The following is an 18,899-nucleotide window of genomic DNA, read 5'->3' on the forward strand; positions in this document are numbered from 1 at the left end:
TTAGGCTCCCCTAATCTTGATCACCTGGGAGGCGGTGTCGATCATGGCGCAAAAATCCTCCAGGATCAGAGAAGCCCCGCCGATCAAGCCGCCGTCAATGTCCGGCTGCAGCAGCAGTTCGCGGATGTTGCCGGGTTTCACGCTGCCGCCATAGAGGATGTGGATATTGGCGGCGATGGCTTGCCCGAATTGCTTGTCCAGCCATTCGCGGATGAGCGCGTGCACTTCCTGGGCCTGGTCCGATGTGGCGGTTTTGCCTGTGCCGATGGCCCACACGGGCTCATAGGCGATCACGACCTCACGGCCGGAAGACAGCTCCACTTCCTCGAAACAGCCGGCAAGCTGCGTCAGGATCACTTTCTCGGTTTGTCCGGCCTCTCTCTGAGCCAGGGTTTCGCCGATGCAGACGATCGGAATCAGGTCGTTTTCCCGCAACCGGAACAGCTTTTCCCGGATCAGGGCGTCAGATTCCCCGTGGTACTGGCGCCGTTCGGAATGGCCGATGATGCAATAGGAAAGCCCCAGGGAGTTCAACTGCACGGCCGAGACCTCACCCGTGTAAGCTCCTGCGGTTTCGGCGCTTACATCCTGCGCCGCCACTGCCGCCGGAATTCCCTGCAGCAAAGACTGGGCCTTGGCCAGAAAAGGAAAAACGGGGGCGATGATGGGCACAACCCTTTCCTCATCGTGATCCTTGAGATAGTCTCCCAAATCGAGGCAGAACTGTTCTGTCTCGAAGGCGTCCTTGTTCATCTTCCAATTGCCTGCTATGATGATATTGCGCATGTATTCCACCTGTTGATCTTAGTTTGAAAAAGTACCTAATCCTGAAAAGTGCCGATTCGTCAAGGAAATTGTCAAAACCGCGCGGAACAGCCGACCCCGCCTCAAGAAAGGCCGTATTAGCCGCCGAGGATTATCGCGGTGCCAAGAGTGGCAAAGAGTTGTTGTTTTGAATCCCAATACTGAGCGGTCCTACAATGGGTCCATACCTTGTTGACGTACTTTCGGCCCCGGGGCAGTTCCCATTGACCATTTCGGGACAATCCAACTCCTCTTTTTTGCTTTGGCCCCCCTTATCATTACGGTGTTAATACGGACTCATTACGGACTTTGTCCGTAATGAGTCCGTATTAACACCGTAATGATAAGGGGGGCGACAGCTTAATTTCTTGTTCGACAGGCTGTGCCTTCCCGGCGCAGGCCCGGACCCAGTCAGACATAAACTGATCGTAATTAACTGGTATTAAAAGAACTGGATCCCTGCCTGCGCCGGGATGACAGTGCTCTAACTACTCATTTGGATCCCTGACGAACCACCCCACACACTTTCTGCGCTCCTCCGCGGAGGCCAAGGACGCCGGGATGACACAGGAGTTTGCCTGCAGAGGCCAAGACTAGCCGCCATGAATGGACAAGAGGCTGGTTTTTTTGCCTTGTCATGGGGGCAATTATCACGGTTTTACCGGCACTTGACAGCTTAACATCGCTTTTGCTTGACGAAATAATGCTCTGTTCAAAAATGGAAAAATATATGCATTTGGTGAAAAAACCAATTTCAAAACACCCGAATCATACCTGAACAAGAGGTAAACAGAGATGTTAACAAGCAAGGACGCGATCAGGAAGCTGCAGGAGAAGGAAGCCAGGATCCTGCAAATGGGCGGCGAAAAGGCCGTGGAAAAACAGAAGCAGGGCGGCAAACTCAATGCCCGCGAGCGTTTGGACCTGCTGTTCGATCCCGGCACCTTCCGTGAATTGGATATGTTTGTGCAGCACCGCTGCGATAATTTTGGCATGGAAAACATCGAGATCCCCTCAGATGGAGTGATCACCGGCCATGGATTGGTCGACGGACGCCCTGTCTTCGCGTTTTCGCAGGATTTCACCTCGCGGGGCGGATCGTTGGGAGAAATGCACGCCGCCAAGATCTGCAAGGTCATGGACATGGCCCTGAAAAGCGGGCTTCCCCTGATCGGAATCCAGGATAGCGGCGGGGCCCGCATTCAGGAAGGAGTTGACGCACTGCGCGGCTACGGGGATATTTTCTACCGCAATTCCCGCGCCAGTGGAGTGATCCCCCAGATCACCGCGATCATGGGGCCCTGCGCCGGTGGGGCGGTCTATTCACCCGCCATGACGGATTTCGTTTTCATGGTCAAGCACACCAGTTTCATGTTCATCACCGGACCAGACGTGATCCGCGCGGTCACCGGCGAAGAAACCACCCAGGAAGAGCTCGGCGGCGCGATGGCTCACAACAGCAAGAGCGGGAACGCCCATTTCGCCTGTGAGAACGATGCCGACGCCATCCAGCAGATCAAGATGCTGCTCAGTTTTTTGCCGGCCAACAACATGGAGGACGCGCCGCGCACAGAATGCGCGGATGATCCCTGGCGGCTATGCCCTGAACTGGATGAGATCATTCCGGACAGCCCTAAGATGAGCTATGACATGCGCGACATCATCCACAGCATCGCGGATAACGGCCTCTTTTTCGAACCGCACAAGTATTACGCTCAAAACGTGATCGTGGGATTTTCCCGCCTCAACGGACGCGTCGTCGGCATAGTGGCAAACCAGCCCACAGTGCTGGCAGGCTGCCTGGACATCGATGCCTCGGACAAGGCCACCCGCTTCATCCGCTTTTGCGATGCCTTCAACATACCGCTGCTGACCTTCGTTGACGTGCCCGGCTACCTGCCCGGCACGCATCAGGAACATAGCGGAATCATCCGCCACGGCGCGAAGTTGCTCTGGTGCTACTCCGAAGCGACCGTTCCCAAACTCACGGTCGTCACCCGCAAGGACTACGGTGGAAGCTATATCGCCATGAGCAGCAGGCACTTGGGCGCGGACATGGTTTTTGCCTGGCCCAAGGCCGAGATCGCCGTGATGGGCGCACAGGGCGCGGCCAACATCATCTTCCGCAAGGAGATAGCCGCGGCCGAAGACAAAGATGCCAAGCGGGCTGAAATGATCCAGATCTATGAAGACCAGTTCAACAATCCCTATGTGGCGGCCGCCCGCGGCTATGTGGACGCGGTGATCCTGCCCTCCGAAACCCGCAAGCGCCTGATCGACGCTCTGGAAATCCTGAGCAGCAAGAGCGAAAGCCTGCCGCCCAAAAAACATGGGAACATACCGGCCTAAGGGCAACACGGGGATAACAGATCATGAGCGATAGCAAAAAGGAACTTGCCGCCATCGCCGGAGTGATGGCGATGTTGACCTCGGAACAATCAGTTCTTGAATACCCCAACCGTCCGCTGGAAAACGCGCCCAGCGTCTGGCAGGCCTACGGACGCCAGCAAACCATGCAATACCGCGACATCATCCAACGCAGAATTATAAAAAGAAGCAGATAAAAGGAGAGACCATGGCAGAACATGGAATCGTAGAAAAAAGCGCCATGCGCTACGAAGCCGACCGTCCCAGGGCGGCAAACCCGATCAAGATCCAGGACCTGTCCTTCCGGGACGGGCATCAGTCCCTGTTCGCCACCCGCGGCAGGACGGAAGACATGCTGCATGTGGCCGAACTCATGGACCAGGTTGGCTATTACAGCATGGAAGTATGGGGCGGAGCGACCTTTGACGCGATGCACCGCTATCTGGGAGAGGATCCCTGGGAGCGCATCCGCGTCCTTAAAAAACACATCAAGAAAACCCCCTTTTCCATGCTCCTGCGCGGGCAAAACCTCGTGGGCTACCAAAACTATGCCGACGATGTGGTGGAAGCCTTCGTGCAAAGGGCCTGCGACAACGGGATAGACATCTTCCGCGTGTTCGACGCCCTTAACGACTTCCGCAATTTCCAGACCGCGGTCAAGATCATCAAGAAGAACAAGAAACATTTCCAGGGAACGATCTGTTATTCGCTCACCGAACAGCGCATGGGTGGCGAAACCTACAACCTGGAGTACTATCTGAAAAAAGCCAAACAGCTTGAGGAGATGGGTGCTGACACAGTCTGCATCAAGGACATGGCGGGCCTGGTGGCTCCCTATGACGCCTACGACATTGTCAAGGGGCTGAAGGAAACTGTGAAGGTTCCGGTGCATTTCCACACCCATTTCACCAGCGGAATGGGTGATCTGGCCTTGTTCAAAGCCATCGAGGCCGGGGTGGACATCATCGACACCTGCCTCGGGCCCTATGCCTACCGGACCTCGCATCCTGCCGTGGAACCCTTTGTGAACGCGCTTTTGGGCACCAACCGCGACACCGGGTTCGACATCCGTCTGCTGAACAAGATCAGCAAGGAAATGGAAAAGGACATCCCCAAATACCTGCATTTCGCGGACAACACGAAGTTTTCCATCATCGACACGGACGTCATCATCCACCAGACCCCAGGCGGCATGCTATCCAACCTGGTGAACCAGCTCAAGCAGATGGACGCCATCGACAGGCTGGACGACGTGTTTGCCGAGATCCCCAAGGTCCGCAAGGAACTGGGCCAGATACCTCTGGTGACGCCAACCAGCCAGATCGTGGGCATCCAAGCCGTGAACAATGCCCTGTTTGACACCAAAGATGGCGAATACTCCCGCATCACCGAACAGGTAAAAGACCTCTGCTACGGACTCTATGGCAAGACGACCTTGCCCATTGACCCAGAAGTACAGAAAAAAGCCCTGAAAGGTTATCCCCGCGGAGAAAAACCCATCACGGTCCGCCCCGGCGACGTGATCGAACCCGCCATGGACAAGGTGAAGGCCGAGACCGAAGGCCTGGCCAAGGATCTGGACGATCAATTGATCGTGGCGCTATACAATCTCACCGGAAAGAAATTCCTCAGGATCAAGTATGATCTGGAACCCATGCCGGAAGACATGAAACCTCTCACTATCGAAGAAGTCAAGCGCCAGGAAGAGCTATGCCAAAAGGCCAGAGCCGGCCAATTGGTTGAAAAAACCGCCAAGCAGCCAACCGAAAAACCCGATGGTCTTCGCCAGTTCGATGTATATGTGGATGACACCTATTACCAGGTTGAAGTGTCAGAGAAAGGCGGAAATCCGCGCGTGGTGAGAACCGCGCCGGTTGCGCAAGCCCCCGCGGCCCTGGCTCCCAAAGCCAGTAATCCGGCCCCCGCGCCAGTCCAGAACAATCCCGCTCCCGCTCCCGCACCCAAACCTGCCAAACCTGTTGTAGATTCTGCTGAAGGCACTCCGGTGCATGCCCCCATGCCCGGAATGTTCATCAAATATGACAAACAGGTCGGGGACAAAGTCCAGGTCGGCGAAACAGTTCTGGTGCTGGAAGCCATGAAGATGTACAACAACATCCCCAGCCCGGTCGAAGGAACCGTCGTTTCGACGCCTTTCACTTCGGGCGACACGGTCGGCAAGGGCGATGTTCTGATCGTCATCAAACCGGAATAAACCACTATCAGGAGTCAAGATGCAGACAAAAAGCACGATCATGGACAAAGCGCAGATGGAGCGCAGCGTCCACCGCATGGCGCATGAAATCATCGAGCAGAACCGCGGCCTGGAAAAGATCCGCCTGGTGGGAATCCGCTCCAGGGGAGTGCCTCTGGCGCAGCGGCTTTCCAACTATCTGCGCCTGATCGAGGGCCAGGACATTCCCGTGGGAATATTGGACATAACCCTTTACCGCGATGATCTTTCCACCATCTCGCATCAGCCCGTGATAAAAGGCTCGCAATTGGGTTTCGATATCGAGGACGCCATCATCATCCTGGTCGACGATGTGCTTTACACCGGCAGGACGGTGCGCGCGGCCATCGACGCGCTGATGGATTTCGGCCGCCCCAAACAGATCCAACTGGCCGTGCTGATCGACCGCGGACACCGCGAACTGCCGATCAAGGCTGATTTCGTGGGCAAAAACGTCCCCACTTCCAAGGAAGAGATCATCAGCGTGGAATTTGAAGAAACGGATGGCAACGATGCGGTCAAGATCGTTCTACTCTAAATACCAGGCCCGCTGGCAAAGCACCGCAAGCCTCGTCTGCATCGGCCTGGATTCGGACGTCACCCAACTGCCGGATTGCGTGCTCTCGGAAGCCAACCCGATCTGGGAGTTCAACCGCCGCATCATAGACGAGACCCATGCCCATGCCTGCGCCTACAAGCCCAATCTGGCCTTCTATCTCAGCGACGGAAGCCGGGGCCTGGAAGCTCTGCGGCTCACGGTCGAGTACATTCCCGAGGATATACCCGTGATCCTGGATTGCAAGGCCGGCGATATTGGCAACACCATGGAGCAGTATGCCGTCAGCTTTTTCGACAAACTCCGCTTTGACGCCATCACCCTCAACCCGCTGATGGGTTCAGATGTCCTCAAGCCAGTTCTGAAGAGGGACGGGGCCTTTGCCTTCGCGCTTGCCCTGACCTCCAATCCCTCGGCGGAGGATTTTTTTCTGCAGGGCGGCATGGCGGAAAGGGTGTCGGATTGGATCAACGGCTTTGCCGTCGATAAGGTCGGCGCCGTGGTCGGTGCCACTCAAAGCCAGGATTTGAGGCGCATGCGGGAACTAATGCCCGGCCGGATTTTTCTGATTCCCGGGATCGGAGCCCAGGGCGGAGACCTCCAGGACGTTCTCCAGGACGCGACCGACACCCGGGAAATGCCCAACATCCTGATCAATTCATCGCGGGGGATCATCTTCAAGGAAAAAACCCCCCTGTTTGCCAAAGCTGCAGGGGACGAGGCCCGGAAACTCAAGGACCTGGCTGTAGTTTAGCCCGCCGGTTGCTAGAGCATTTTTCGCAAGGTCTGGATAAATTCCTCGATCTGCTCCTGTGTCGTGTTATAACTGCACATCAGGCGAACCTCATTGAGGGCCTCGTTCCACATGTAGAAATGGTATTTTGCCTGCAAAGCCGGAGTTGTTTCCCGGGGCAGGACCACATAAAGAGAATTGACCATCACCGGCTGGGTGATCCGCACCTGCGGGATCTCCCGCAAACGCGATGCCAGCAAAGCGGCCATGGCATTGGCTTTAAGCGCGTTTTCTCTCCATAGATCATTTTCCAGATAGGCCTCAAACTGCGCGGCAATATAGCGCATCTTGCTAAATAGCTGGGTGCATTGCTTGCGGTAGAAACGCAGGTCGGAAGTGAGTTCCGGCCGGAAACTGATGATCGCCTCGCCGAACAGCAGGCCGTTCTTCGCTCCTCCCAAGCTCACTATGTCCACTCCCGCGTCCTTGGTCATTTCCCGCATCGTGCAGTTCAAGGCCGCAGCCGCGTTGGCCAGCCGGGCACCGTCGATATGCAGATACATCTCGTGAGTGTGGGCGAAATCCGCCAGGGCCCTTAACTCCTCTAAAGTGTAGAGGGTGCCGTATTCCGTGCTTTGGGTGATGGAAACGACGCGTCCTTGGGAATGGTGCTGGTCGCGGTTATTTAAGAGGTTTGGCAAGATCAGTTCCGGAGTGAGTTTGCCATCCGGGGTATCAATCACTTTCAGCCGGGACTGGGTGAATTTTTGCACCGCGCCGCATTCATCCACGTTGATGTGGGCTGTGGCGGCGCAGAACACCGCATGGTAGGACCGCACGTAGTTTTGCAAGGCGATCACGTTCGCGCCCGTGCCGGTGGTCACAAAACTCGCCTCGCAGCCTCCTCCGAACAGCTCTTCCAGGCTTCTCAGGACCCGCAGGGTCAATTCATCGTCGCCATAGGCCGCACAATATCCTTCATCCGCTTTCCGCATTGCTTCCCAGATTTTGGGATGCACTCCGGAATGGTTGTCGCTGCCAAAACTCACTGCAAACATGTCTTCTCCCAATGTCATCATTTTCGCCTTTTTGGCTGATGCCCCGATTACGTCAAGTGATTCTTGCCCCCGGGAATAAGGTCTTCCAAACGGAACGCCTCAATGAATAAAAAAACCCCGGTCTAAACCGGGGTTGTAATTGGTTCATTCGAGGAGGTAATGATTTCCTTGGGGTCATTTCAGGATCTTGGCTGCCGGCTCCGTCGAGGCGGTAACCCGATAGAATTTCCTCGCCTGCGGGAAATCCGGGGCCTGCCAAGTAGTGGAATTGGTGCTAGCCTCATAGGTGAAGGTACCTTGGGGATCGCTGCTGCTGTAGATGTTGTAGCTGGCCGCGCCATCTATGGCTGCCCAGGAAAGGGTTCCGTTGGCCTGTAGGGTCAGAATCGGCGGATCAGGCTGTCCCACGGACCCTCCACTCAGGCTCAGCATCAGGTTTGGGACGATGGTCAGGTTGTATCCGCCGGTTACTGTCGAGGCGTTATAAGCCGCGTTATCATTGGAAACCGACCGGCTGCGCTGTCCCGTTACCGAAGATACGTGGAATCCATCCAACTGTGAATACCAGATATTGGCTGGCCCGCCATTTTCGTTGACCGCGATGACCAGGTTGTCCGTGCCGTTGTAGCTGAATGGGGTGGTCAGGATGAAGTTGCGCCAATCCGCTGTCGTGCCTACAGAGTAGGGCCCCGAATACACCAGCGTCATGCCAGAAATTGGCAGAAAATTGCTGCCCATAGTGCTTAGGCTGGTGTGGCCCATATAGATGTCGATATTGGGCTCCGTGATCGCGGAATTTCCATTCCAGTACCAGGCCAGGCTTTCGATCGTGCCGGGCATGCCGATCTCGGAGGCCAGGTAGATGGATTGCGAATAGGTATAGGTATAATATGGATAAACGGGCACTGAGCCGATCCCGGTCCCGTTGCCGATGATCACCAGATTGCCCGACATCCCCTGCCCGGAGAGGGCTACGTCGTAGTTCACGCTGCCATACACCATGCGCAGGGTGGCTGTTTTAAGCCCTTCGGAAGTGGCGGTGAAGCGCACGGGAATGGTGACGGACTGGCCCGCGGCCAGAGTCGCTGGCAGGTTGATGGGGTTGAACTGGAACTGGCTCGCGTGCGAGCCGATGATGCTCAACGCGCTGGAGGGCAGGTTAAGGATTCCGCCGCCGTAGTTGTTGACGGTCACATTCACCCAATCAGTTGGCTCGTCCTGCGCCACCAGCCCGAAATCTATGTCGGTTGGTGAGTACTGGAAGATCGGATCGGTGGGAGCATCGCCAAACAGCAGCTTGATATTGGGATAGCCAAAGACTTGGACAATGCCGCTCATAGGCGGGTTCGCCGGATCGGGGTTGATGCTGTCGTCTGAATAACGCATGCTGCGGCGGTCTTGGCTGGCGGTGGAATGGAAGTAGGAAGAATTGGAGTCATATCCGGGCCTATTTTCATCCACCGCGATCAACAGGTTGTCCGTGTTGTTGTAATAAAAGGGATTGGCCAGCACGATCTCGACCCATCCTTCAACCGCGGGCAGGGAAACAATGCCGCTGAAGACCTGGGTCAGATTGCTCAGGGGTACCCATTGAGGGGACATATCGAAATAATCGGCAGTGATGTGACCCATATAGATGTCCCACAGGTCGGACGAGGTCGCGTTCTCATTGCCGTTCCAGTAATAATAGATCTTTTCGATGCGCTGGTTGGGCATGTTGATCTCAGACTGCAGATAGATGCTCTGGCTGTAAGTATAGCCATAATAGGGGTAGATGGGAATGTTCATGTTGCTGTTGCCGTCACCAATGGTCACCTGCCCCGCGGGAAGGCCTTCGCCGCTGAGCGCGGTGTCGTAGTTCACGCCGTCATACACAATGCGTAAAGTGGCGGTTTTGGCCCCTTCAGAACTGGGGACGAAGCGCACCGGTATGTTCACGGACTGCCCTGCGGACAGAGCTGCAGGCAGATTGGCGGTACTGAATTGGAATTGGCTGGCCTGGGTGCCGATGATGCTCACGGCGCTTGCCGCCAAGCTCAGTGTTCCCCCTCCGATGTTGCTCACGGTCACGTTTTGCCATTCGGAGGGCATATTCACATTCCCCAGCCCGAAATCGATGTCCGCTGGACTGCGATTGAATTGAGGGTCGTTGGGTATCGCGCTGAGCTGAAGTTGTATGTTGGCATAGCCATAGCGCATGGTCCCGGAGGGCGGATCCGCAGGATCGGGATTGATGATGTCGCTCGAAAAACGGAGGCTGCGGCGGTATGATGATGAACTGGAATGGAAAAAGCCGTTTGAGGAGTCGCTTCCAGGTTCGTTTTCCTCAACTGCCACCACCAGGTTTTGGGTGTTGTTGTAAAAGAAAGGTGTGTCCAGCACGATCTCGATCCAACCAGCAGTGGTCGAGGTGATGACCTGTCCGCTAAAGACCTGGGTCAGACTGTTCCGAGGCAGCCAGGCGGTGCTGGATTGAAAATAGGAGGCTGAGGTGTGGCCCATGTAGATGACCCACTGGTCGGTAAGGTCGGCGTATTCATATCCGTTCCAGTAATACCAGATCTTTTCGATGCGTTGGTTGGGCACGTTGATCTCAGATTGCAGGTAAATGCATTGGCTGTAGGTGTATCCAAAGGTGGGATGCACCGGAATGTAATGGTTTTGGGTGTCGGTGCCAATGGTGATGACGGTTTGAGCGAAGGCCGCGAGGGCAAACGCCATTACAAGTATGGTCAAGAGGATTCTCTTCATCTTCAAGCTCCTGTTTGAATTGCTTATTGGTGTTTTTTCAGCATGCTGCGGCGAGTTCCTTTTCGAAGAAACACGCACAGATTTGGTTTTGAAACTGACTGCCGGCTTGGGGACAAACACTGCCTCTCAAAGCGATATCCGCCGTATGTTGGCAAACTGCAGGCATTCCGTGATGATGGGAGCTGCCCGCACATGGGATGAAAACGTAGGCGAAAGCGGGTTTGGCTTGAGATCTGGTTCCCTGAGAACGAGACGTTGGCTGCTGATAGAGATGAAAAACTCCAAGCTCCACTCCATACTCCTTATCCGCGATGATGTTTTCTCATTTTGATTCCAGCCATCGATAGATTCGACCAGCTTATCCGATACCCGGAGTAAGTTCCTCAAAAAACCGTTACCAACTCCCAGGCTCTGGCAAAATACTTATGCCGTTACCTCTAATCCAGACCATATTATTGTGTCAAGCAGATTATGGAAAAGTACTAGAAAATTAAACTCGCCCTAATCACATTAACCTGAAGTATAATTTTTAAGGCTCTCTTTCAAATCGAGTGGGTGATTGGCGCGTCAAATCCGGAGTGAACAAGCAGCGGGTTGACCGGGCCTTGATCAGCATCATCAGCGAGGCCTATTTTGCCGGTGTCTCAACCCGCAGGATGAATCAGCTGTTCGTTGATCTGGGGCTTTCAAACATTGATCGCAGCTTTGTAAGCCGTTGCGCAAAGCAGATCGACGCGGAAGTGGAAGTTTGGAAGAACAGGGAATTGGACAATCGGTATGCCTATATCTGGCTTGACGCGATCTACACCAAGATCCGGACAGAGAAGGGTGTGCGGCCGACAGCGGTATTGATTGCCATTGGTCTGAAGGAAGACGGCCATCGTGATGTTTTGGGTCTTCACTTGGGGAACCGTGAAAGTTACTACAACTGGAAGGACTTCCTGCAAAGCCTCAAAGAGCGTGGTTTGAAGCGTAGCGAGCTCTGGATCAGTGACGAGCATGACGGCCTGATCAAGTCGATAGAAGAGTGTTTTCCCGGCCAGCTCAGGCAACGTTGTATCGTCCACTGGATGCGCAATGCCCAGAGCAAGGTGTCAAAGACCGATCTATTATGGTTGTTGCCGCTCCTGAAAGACCTGGTGGGCTCAAGAACGAGGGAATCGTTTGAACTTGCCTGGAGGCATTTGTGCAGCGTGGTCGAAGCCAAAGGGAAAGATAAGCTTGGGAGTTGGCTGGACGACACTTATCATGAGATTTCCGTGTATCTGGAGTTCCCCACCGGCCACTGGAGCAGGATAAAGTCCACCAACCCGCTTGAAAGGCTCAATGAAGAGCTCCGGCGCAGGGAAAAGAGCATCCGTATCTTTCCCGACGAAAAGAGCTGCATGCGCCTTCTGGGCGCTATCCTGCAAGGGTATTCTGAAGATTGGACCAGTGGCAGGATCTATCTGTCAGAGCCCTTGGAAAAGATCAGGGAAATCCAGAAAAGATCGATACCGGTCGAGTCGCAGCAAGGTAGCTGTTGATGAAAAAGAACTTGACTTGGATTAACGAGGTGAAAATAATGCAATTGGTCGCTTGGCCTTACATAGATTGTGAGTAACGAGGGCGATAAGAAATTGCTTGACAAACCGCAGCCATATAAATAAATAGCATTTCAGCTATGTAATCTAAATCGGTTTACGAACTAGGAAATGCTCTTTGTTAGGTTAATTGAAACGGGAAATGATGATTGTCTGCATTAAGAATTACCACAGGTCAAAAATATAAATTAGGAGATCAAAAAAATGATCAAAATCAGACGAGACCTTTTTACCCCCCCCCCCGTTACGGAGCTATTGTTAAAATGGCTCTGCTGATATGTCTCTTTGCTGCACTATGTGGAGTGTGCTTTGCCTATGATTTGTATGTTAATTCCGAAGCAAACGAAAATGGAGCCGATGGATCAGAAGAACACCCGTACATAAACATACAAGATGCTATCAATCATGCTTTCGATGATACATTGCCCATCAATCTACCGAGTCCAAGTGTTGTTATCAATGTTTACACTAATGCATCAGGCTACCAAGAGAACCTAAATCTCAATTACATGGGTAGTAATGGTCCTCATCTAGTATCAGACATAATCATCCAAAGCACAAACAATGATCCTGAGGATTGTGCAATAATAGCTTACGATTCATCTGATCCGGTTATAACCCTGAAAGGAACGACGAGTAGTTTATTTAAGCTTCAAGGATTCGAAATAAAACACTCTGCCATGGTTAATGGTGTTGTAAATCGTGGCATTTTTCTTACTTTACCATCAGGAAATTATGGGTACTTTAACATACTCGATATCAACAATTGTATATTTGACAACAATCATTTGTCATTAGAAATTGATTCTCATATGTTTACGGTAAACCAGTTAAAGGTGATTAATTCCACCTTTAGCATAACGCAGCACTATACATCTCAATCTTATGGTATAAAAGCTGATTTTGCGGGCCATGGAAGTAACGTTTATATCAGCGGGAATGAATTTATACGCAATAATCCTAACACCTTGGAAAGTACATCTGTTGCTCTTGGAAGTGGTGTCGCAAACATAGAGCTATACGATAATCTATTTGATAATACACATATTGGATCAACTGGTGCCGGGGTAGGCTATTTTATTCATCAGGATGTCGTTATTCGAAACAATAGATTTCAAGACGCAGGAATATATCTTGCAAGAGCCTTTGGTAATTGGTTGATTGAACAAAACAAATTCGTTGGGTTATCTTCAGCAGGAGATAGAAGCGCAATAACGTTGCGTGGAGGCATATCCTCATCTTCATATTTATGTTCTATAAATGAGAATACATTTTATAACTGCTTTCAACCTTTAGAAATAAAGTTCGAAGGTAATCTCTATCTATCTGAATATATTATTGCCGTTTTAAGCAATAACAGCTTTATTAACTGCGGAGGAGTCCTGACCTTACAACGTCTATCCAATATGCAAGCTGCGTCAAACTCAGTTTCGTTGTATCGTGACAATCTCTATTATGGTACCTCGAATGCACCGTTTATAGTCATCGATGAAGACGATAATCCCCTTGTACTTATGGGGGATAACCGGATTCCTGTATCTTATTCGCATTTTAGTACTACATTAACTCCAACCCAAACGAGTTCATTAATATTAGACAACACAAGTGTCTCATACGGTAATCCATATATTACTATTGACGAATCTACCCATTCTTACACCCTGAATTGGGATGAGGTTATTCGAAGCCCTCTGATTATGACTGGGTACGGCGGAATTGTAAGTCCTTCCAGATATGATAGATTAGACATCGGTGCGGTGCAGTATGACGAACAAGCACACGAATTCATCAACTATTCCTTCCCCGCATACTCAGATAGAAATGGTCTCAAATGGATGAGCTACCCCACTTTGGATAGAATCTGGAATCCGGCTACCAATGATCCGGATGTTGCGGGCGTGTTCTTTAATCCGATAATGAACAATATGGTTTTACATGACATCACTTGGAAAGTAAAGGATGACCCTCAACAAGATATCCACTATTCTGAGCAGTTACTTGACTGGGTTGGTGATCAGTCTCATAATATAACTCCCCAGCAGGGTTATAAGATCCAAATGGCTCAGGGGCTTCAAACACCGGTTAACATTGATTTCCCGGGAATCATCCCAGACGTATCCCAATATCCTATCACAATTAAAGCTCTACCTGCAGCTAAAAATGATCCCTACAATCAGTATAATGATAATTGGCTTGGATACTTCCATGCAGAAACAGCTAATGCGGAAGATGCATTTGCCAGCATTATTGATGATCTGTGGTATATTCAGACTCAGAACTGGACCATGGTCAGAGAGAAAGTAATGCCCGGAAGCCCTTGGATATATGCCATGCAGACAGGTCAAAAACCAACCCTGAGCTATGGGGATATGGTAATCATAAAGTGCTTCAATGATGCTCAGTTTACCTGGAACACAGGCGCAGATAATCAGATACCCGTCGAAAAGGAGCTGACCAGCCACTATATCTACACTGAAAAGGCAGATTATGTACCTTTCTATGTGGAGTTGGATGCAGATGACTTGCCAAGTGAAGTAGCTCTGTATGTAGATGATGTATGTAAAGGTGCTACGGTGGTCTGTGACAGCTTGGTGGAAATCCCCGGGTACATATTGGACGGCACTGATCCCAATGCCGAAGTGGAGATACTAGCGTATTACGAGAACAAAGCCGCAGTGGACAAGGTTCAGTCCTATAGGGTATGGAATCCTGGAAGCGGAGCTTATGATAACAAGCCATTGAAACTCAATAGCACGGATCACTATTATAAGCTGAAGCTGGATAAGGGCAGCGATGAAGTTCCGGCTATTTCAGAACCTGCCATCAGCATCTACCCAAATCCATTCAATCCCAGCACAACTATCAAATTCGGCCTGGCTGAGCCATCAGACATCAAACTGGAGATATATAACCAAAAAGGACAATTGGTGAAGTGCCTTGCTCAGGGCAGGGCTGATTCCGGCTGGAGCAGCATAATCTGGAATGGTACCGACAGCCATAATCGTAAGGTGGCAAGCGGTTTGTATTACAGCAAGTTAAGCTATGATGGCAAGAGTATAACCAAGAAAATGGTCTTGATGAAATAGGTCCTATGCATGGAATCGTGGATGGGTGCGCAAAGCCGAAGAAATGTGAAACACGGCTCTCACACCCAGGTATAACGTTGGGGGCGGAGCACTCTCCGCCCCAATGATATGAAGAAATGGAATCATGATAGAATGAAAACAAGCAAGCAACTCATACTGATAGCGTCCCTTATGAGCGTTGCCTCATTGGGCTTTGCCGCCACGCTGGGAGTATCCCCGGATGGCAGCCAGCCCTTCAATACTATCCAGTCAGCAGTGGATGCCTCTGCTCATGGGGACACGATATTGGTTTATCCCGGCAGATACATTGAAAACGTGGATTACGTGGGGAAGAATATTACTATAGCCAGCTTGGAACTAATCACCGATAATCCTGCCTATCGGGACAGCACGATAATTGATGGAAATCAAAGCGGTTCAGCTATAAAATCAATACTAGGCGTAAATGATGCCAGTATATATGGACTTACCCTAACTAATGGATCGGGTTCACCCCTTACATATTACAATGGAGCTCCGGTAAATATCGGCGGTGGTATTGTGATTTTTAATGCCGCAGCATTTGAAATAACCAATTGCGTTATAGAGGGAAACAATGCTTTTAATGGAGGTGGGATTTTTGTTTACCAAGGCACAATCCATGCTGCTGGAACTCAAATCAAAGGTAATTATGCGTCAGGTGGTGGTGGTATATTAATGGACTATTATGGGCAGGTAATTTTTGACCAGGATAACCGGTGCAGTGTGTATGATAATACTGCAGGTTACGCTCAAGATATCATCGCTGCTAACTCCAGACTTGAGACCAGTATCTATCTGGACATGGGAACTTTATGCCCTACCTCCGATTACTACATATATTATTCAAAAAGTGTTCCCGATTGGCCGGGTGGATTCCCTGTTATTGACATCCAACGAGGCTATAGAACTGAGGTTAATCACGATCTATATGTTTCGCCCCACGGTAATGATGACAATGATGGTTTGAGTATTTCCGCTCCTATTAAAACAATCTGCAAAGCTCTGCAGACGGTAGAATCGGATAGTTTGAATCCCAAAACCATACACTTAACCAGAGGAGTATATTCAACAGATGATGGGCAGTTTTTCCCTATTAACCTGAAACCTAATGTGTATCTGATTGGAGATTCATTATCATACCCAGTACTCGAAAACCTTGAATATCAGTTTACTGTTAATGTTTCCTCTGCATCGGGATGTAGAGTGGAGAACCTGGAAATTGAGTTTGGTGATAATAATACATTTCCAGGTGCTATAGGTGGCGGTAAATTCACCGATGTTATTATAAAGAATATCATAATCAACCCCTTCTCATTAGCGTCGTTAGAATGTGTTTCATTTGTCACAAACAACTATCATCCTACCAACTATACTCTTGAGAATGTAACGATCAAGGGGCAGAGCTCAAATGACCAGAGTGGGTTTTATAATAATATGCCAGACGCGGTGATCAGGAATTTAACCATAGAAGGGTGCCACAATACCGGTAGTGAGTTAGATAGCCCCCGGGCAACGTTTTACTTTTATGGCAACAAACTAACTCTGGCAAACTCGAAGATCATCAATAATACTATGGCTTATGGGGGCACGCCCTTGGTTAGTATCGGAGCAGCACATTTTAATTCCGATAGTCGCCTGATAATGAATAACGTTCTGATTGCCAACAACCAAAGTGGCGGGTATGTTCCCGTGTTCATTGCTTCCTTTACCGATTCAACCTCTGTTATCAGCAACTGCACTTTTGCCAATAACAGCGGGAGCAACGTTGCTAACATCCTTAATGGTAATCTGCGGGTAGCCAATTGCATCTTCGATAATGATCTCCCGGTAGAGATACTCTGCCAGGGCACCTATCCCAACACAGTGTCGCATGTGAGTTTTGAGAATAATTTCATCAGGGGCTATCCTGATAGCTTTGCCACTTCGGCAGTGAATGACATCACTTTCAATGATGTGGTCCTGACCGGCGATCCGGGATTCTGCGGCAGCAATGCCGCTGATTTCATGTCCTACCGTCTGGGCAACAATTCCATTTGCACAGATGCCGGCACTCCCGATTCCACAGGCTTGTTCCTTCAGGAACTGGATCTATATGGCAATCAACGAATATACGGCACGGCGATAGATATCGGCTGCAATGAATGGAACTATCCGGTTGCCTTACAGGATCCAATAAATCCGGCAGCGATGCCTGTTAGCGTATATCCCAATCCCTTCTCTCATGAAATCAGCATTGGGTATTCAATTGCCAAATCCTCCCAGGTGGCGATAAGTATCTTTAACCTGAAAGGGCAATTGGTGCGAACCTTGTGCAAGGGCAGCCAAAACAAAGGTGAACAAGCCCTGACATGGGAAGGCTTTGATGATAGTGGACGAAATATGGGCGCAGGTATCTATCTGCTGCAGATAAAGCTGGATGGCAAGACTCAGAGGGTAATGAAGCTGGTGAAGTTGTGATAGCTTGGGATTGAACATCAGTTTTAAGATATTGAAAAGAAAGTGTATTGAATTATTGACGACACCGATGAGCATGCCGGTTAACAGAATCTGGATCTAGAGCCTTCCGATCACTGTCTGGAGTTGACCAGCCTGGTTACTTAAGAGCATTACTTTTCACCTGCAGTTCCGCTACGCCACACTGCAGGCTATCACATGTCGCCCCAAAAAGGGCTTGATCAATTGTTGGATGTTTCAGTATTGTCTATAATATCCGCCTGCTGGGAATTCTGCCAGGGGATATCTTGATGGCTACGGATCCTTCTTATCCTCCGAGGAATTGCCGGTTTCGGATCCTTCAACGATGTAGTTCAGTTTCCGCTCCGGTTCAGGATCGGGCTCGATCTCCAGTTCTGGCAGGGCTTTCATCCTCTTGCGGCGGCGGAGCGCGGCCAGGATCAGCAGCAGGGGCAGCAGGGTGAAGATGATCGAATTAACGCCCACGATAAGATAGATCCAGGCCTGCCGTTTGCTGGCGGCGGCAAATTCCAGATTGAACTGGTACAGGCTGGAACCGTAGGCTTGGCCGAAAGCTGCCGTGAAGCGGGTTTTCTGCCCCTGGCGATAATTATCCGCCACGATCGTCCAGAATCCGCGCCAGGCCTCTGGGTCCTTGTCCCGCATATGCTTGACCGCGAAATAGGAGCTCAGGTAATACATCTCCCATTCCGCGCGCTGAGAGGGATAGCGGTAGGCCAGTTCAAAGAGGTCCATCTTGTTGCCCCAGAAGCGTTCGCGCACATAGTAGAGATAGCGGTCCATACCCAACTGGCCGCCCTCGCGGGTCGCCAAACCTTCATGAAACCAGAGCGGAGCGCTTAGCAGGATCTCGTCCAGATACCAATGGGTGTATTCATGGATGATGATCCCGCCGTAGTTTTCCCAGATCTGATCGGCGCTGCGGATGTAGATGCGCTTTTCGGCCGGGGAGTAGAACGCGTTGCTGAATTCCACGATCGCGCCCTTGCCCCGGGCCAAAGACTGGTAGGAAGAGCGGTCCGGCACCACATAGATGTCCGCCTTGCTGTCCAGGTAGACCCCGGTGCTCATCTGCAATGCGTCCATCCGCTGGTTCAGGACCTCCAAAAACTCCGCGCTTCCGATGGGAACGCCATCCGAGGTATGCAATACAAAGTTGTCCGTGACCGCGGCGACCTGGTAGACAGCCGGAAGAGCCGAGATCCAGATCAGGGCAGCCAGGAGTGCCAAGA

At 51.2% G+C, this 18,899-nt stretch carries 12 protein-coding genes; 8 read left to right on the forward strand and 4 right to left on the reverse strand.

Going from position 1 to position 18,899, the window contains the following annotated elements:
• Positions 1-786: a triose-phosphate isomerase gene (gene tpiA, locus K0B87_00215; GenBank protein MBW6513169.1), complete on the reverse strand. Its 786-nt coding sequence runs from the start codon at positions 784-786 to the stop codon at positions 1-3.
• Between the two features lie 813 nt (positions 787-1,599).
• Here tpiA and K0B87_00220 point away from each other — a divergent pair.
• The 5 genes from K0B87_00220 to pyrF are packed head-to-tail and all read left to right on the forward strand — an operon-like array spanning position 1,600 to position 6,714.
• Positions 1,600-3,153: a methylmalonyl-CoA carboxyltransferase gene (locus tag K0B87_00220; protein ID MBW6513170.1), complete on the forward strand. Its 1,554-nt coding sequence runs from the start codon at positions 1,600-1,602 to the stop codon at positions 3,151-3,153.
• A gap of 23 nt (positions 3,154-3,176) precedes the next feature.
• A complete protein-coding gene (locus K0B87_00225; GenBank protein MBW6513171.1) occupies positions 3,177-3,368 on the forward strand; it encodes a hypothetical protein in 192 nt (63 codons plus the stop codon).
• Between the two features lie 11 nt (positions 3,369-3,379).
• A complete protein-coding gene (locus tag K0B87_00230; protein MBW6513172.1) occupies positions 3,380-5,386 on the forward strand; it encodes a pyruvate carboxylase subunit B in 2,007 nt (668 codons plus the stop codon).
• A 19-nt stretch (positions 5,387-5,405) separates the two neighbouring features.
• Entirely contained in the window at positions 5,406-5,942 is a 537-nt protein-coding gene (gene pyrR / locus K0B87_00235) for a bifunctional pyr operon transcriptional regulator/uracil phosphoribosyltransferase PyrR (GenBank protein ID MBW6513173.1), read from the forward strand.
• Positions 5,908-6,714, forward strand: coding sequence for an orotidine-5'-phosphate decarboxylase (gene pyrF / locus K0B87_00240; GenBank protein ID MBW6513174.1), 807 nt, complete (start codon positions 5,908-5,910; stop codon positions 6,712-6,714). Before pyrR ends, pyrF begins: the two co-directional genes overlap by 35 nt.
• An 11-nt stretch (positions 6,715-6,725) precedes the next feature.
• Here the strand turns inward: pyrF and K0B87_00245 are convergent, their stop codons facing one another.
• Both K0B87_00245 and K0B87_00250 read right to left on the reverse strand, forming a co-directional pair.
• Complete coding sequence (locus K0B87_00245) at positions 6,726-7,751, reverse strand: aminotransferase class I/II-fold pyridoxal phosphate-dependent enzyme (protein MBW6513175.1); 1,026 nt, start codon at positions 7,749-7,751, stop codon at positions 6,726-6,728.
• A 174-nt stretch (positions 7,752-7,925) separates the two neighbouring features.
• Entirely contained in the window at positions 7,926-10,502 is a 2,577-nt protein-coding gene (locus K0B87_00250; protein MBW6513176.1) for a choice-of-anchor D domain-containing protein, read from the reverse strand.
• A 578-nt stretch (positions 10,503-11,080) separates the two neighbouring features.
• Between K0B87_00250 and K0B87_00255 the strand changes: the two genes are divergently transcribed.
• The 3 genes from K0B87_00255 to K0B87_00265 all read left to right on the forward strand — a co-directional run bounded on the left by K0B87_00255 (position 11,081) and on the right by K0B87_00265 (position 17,649).
• Positions 11,081-12,028 (forward strand): IS256 family transposase, encoded by a 948-nt coding sequence (locus K0B87_00255; GenBank protein MBW6513177.1) that lies wholly within the window; start codon positions 11,081-11,083, stop codon positions 12,026-12,028.
• A 206-nt stretch (positions 12,029-12,234) separates the two neighbouring features.
• The gene (locus tag K0B87_00260; GenBank protein ID MBW6513178.1) at positions 12,235-15,171 is read left to right on the forward strand and encodes a T9SS type A sorting domain-containing protein; all 2,937 of its coding nucleotides are present in this window, start codon (positions 12,235-12,237) and stop codon (positions 15,169-15,171) included.
• A gap of 132 nt (positions 15,172-15,303) precedes the next feature.
• A complete protein-coding gene (locus K0B87_00265) occupies positions 15,304-17,649 on the forward strand; it encodes a DUF1565 domain-containing protein (protein ID MBW6513179.1) in 2,346 nt (781 codons plus the stop codon).
• 291 nt (positions 17,650-17,940) lie between these two features.
• On the opposite strand, the gene K0B87_00270 is transcribed toward K0B87_00265, so the two are convergent.
• A complete protein-coding gene (locus tag K0B87_00270; GenBank protein ID MBW6513180.1) occupies positions 17,941-18,897 on the reverse strand; it encodes a hypothetical protein in 957 nt (318 codons plus the stop codon).
• Between the last annotated feature and the right edge of the window lie 2 nt (positions 18,898-18,899).

The organism is Candidatus Syntrophosphaera sp. (assembly GCA_019429425.1).
Taxonomy (GTDB): domain Bacteria; phylum Cloacimonadota; class Cloacimonadia; order Cloacimonadales; family Cloacimonadaceae; genus Syntrophosphaera.

Coding starts and splice junctions, on each gene's coding strand:
- K0B87_00225 (MBW6513171.1), top strand. CDS start 3,177: ATGAGCGATAGCAAAAAGGAACTTGCCGCCATCGCCGGAGTGATGGCG.
- K0B87_00250 (MBW6513176.1), bottom strand. CDS start 10,502: ATGAAGAGAATCCTCTTGACCATACTTGTAATGGCGTTTGCCCTCGCG.
- K0B87_00265 (MBW6513179.1), top strand. CDS start 15,304: ATGAAAACAAGCAAGCAACTCATACTGATAGCGTCCCTTATGAGCGTT.
- K0B87_00220 (MBW6513170.1), top strand. CDS start 1,600: ATGTTAACAAGCAAGGACGCGATCAGGAAGCTGCAGGAGAAGGAAGCC.
- K0B87_00245 (MBW6513175.1), bottom strand. CDS start 7,751: ATGTTTGCAGTGAGTTTTGGCAGCGACAACCATTCCGGAGTGCATCCC.
- pyrR (MBW6513173.1), top strand. CDS start 5,406: ATGCAGACAAAAAGCACGATCATGGACAAAGCGCAGATGGAGCGCAGC.
- pyrF (MBW6513174.1), top strand. CDS start 5,908: ATGGCAACGATGCGGTCAAGATCGTTCTACTCTAAATACCAGGCCCGC.
- tpiA (MBW6513169.1), bottom strand. CDS start 786: ATGCGCAATATCATCATAGCAGGCAATTGGAAGATGAACAAGGACGCC.
- K0B87_00230 (MBW6513172.1), top strand. CDS start 3,380: ATGGCAGAACATGGAATCGTAGAAAAAAGCGCCATGCGCTACGAAGCC.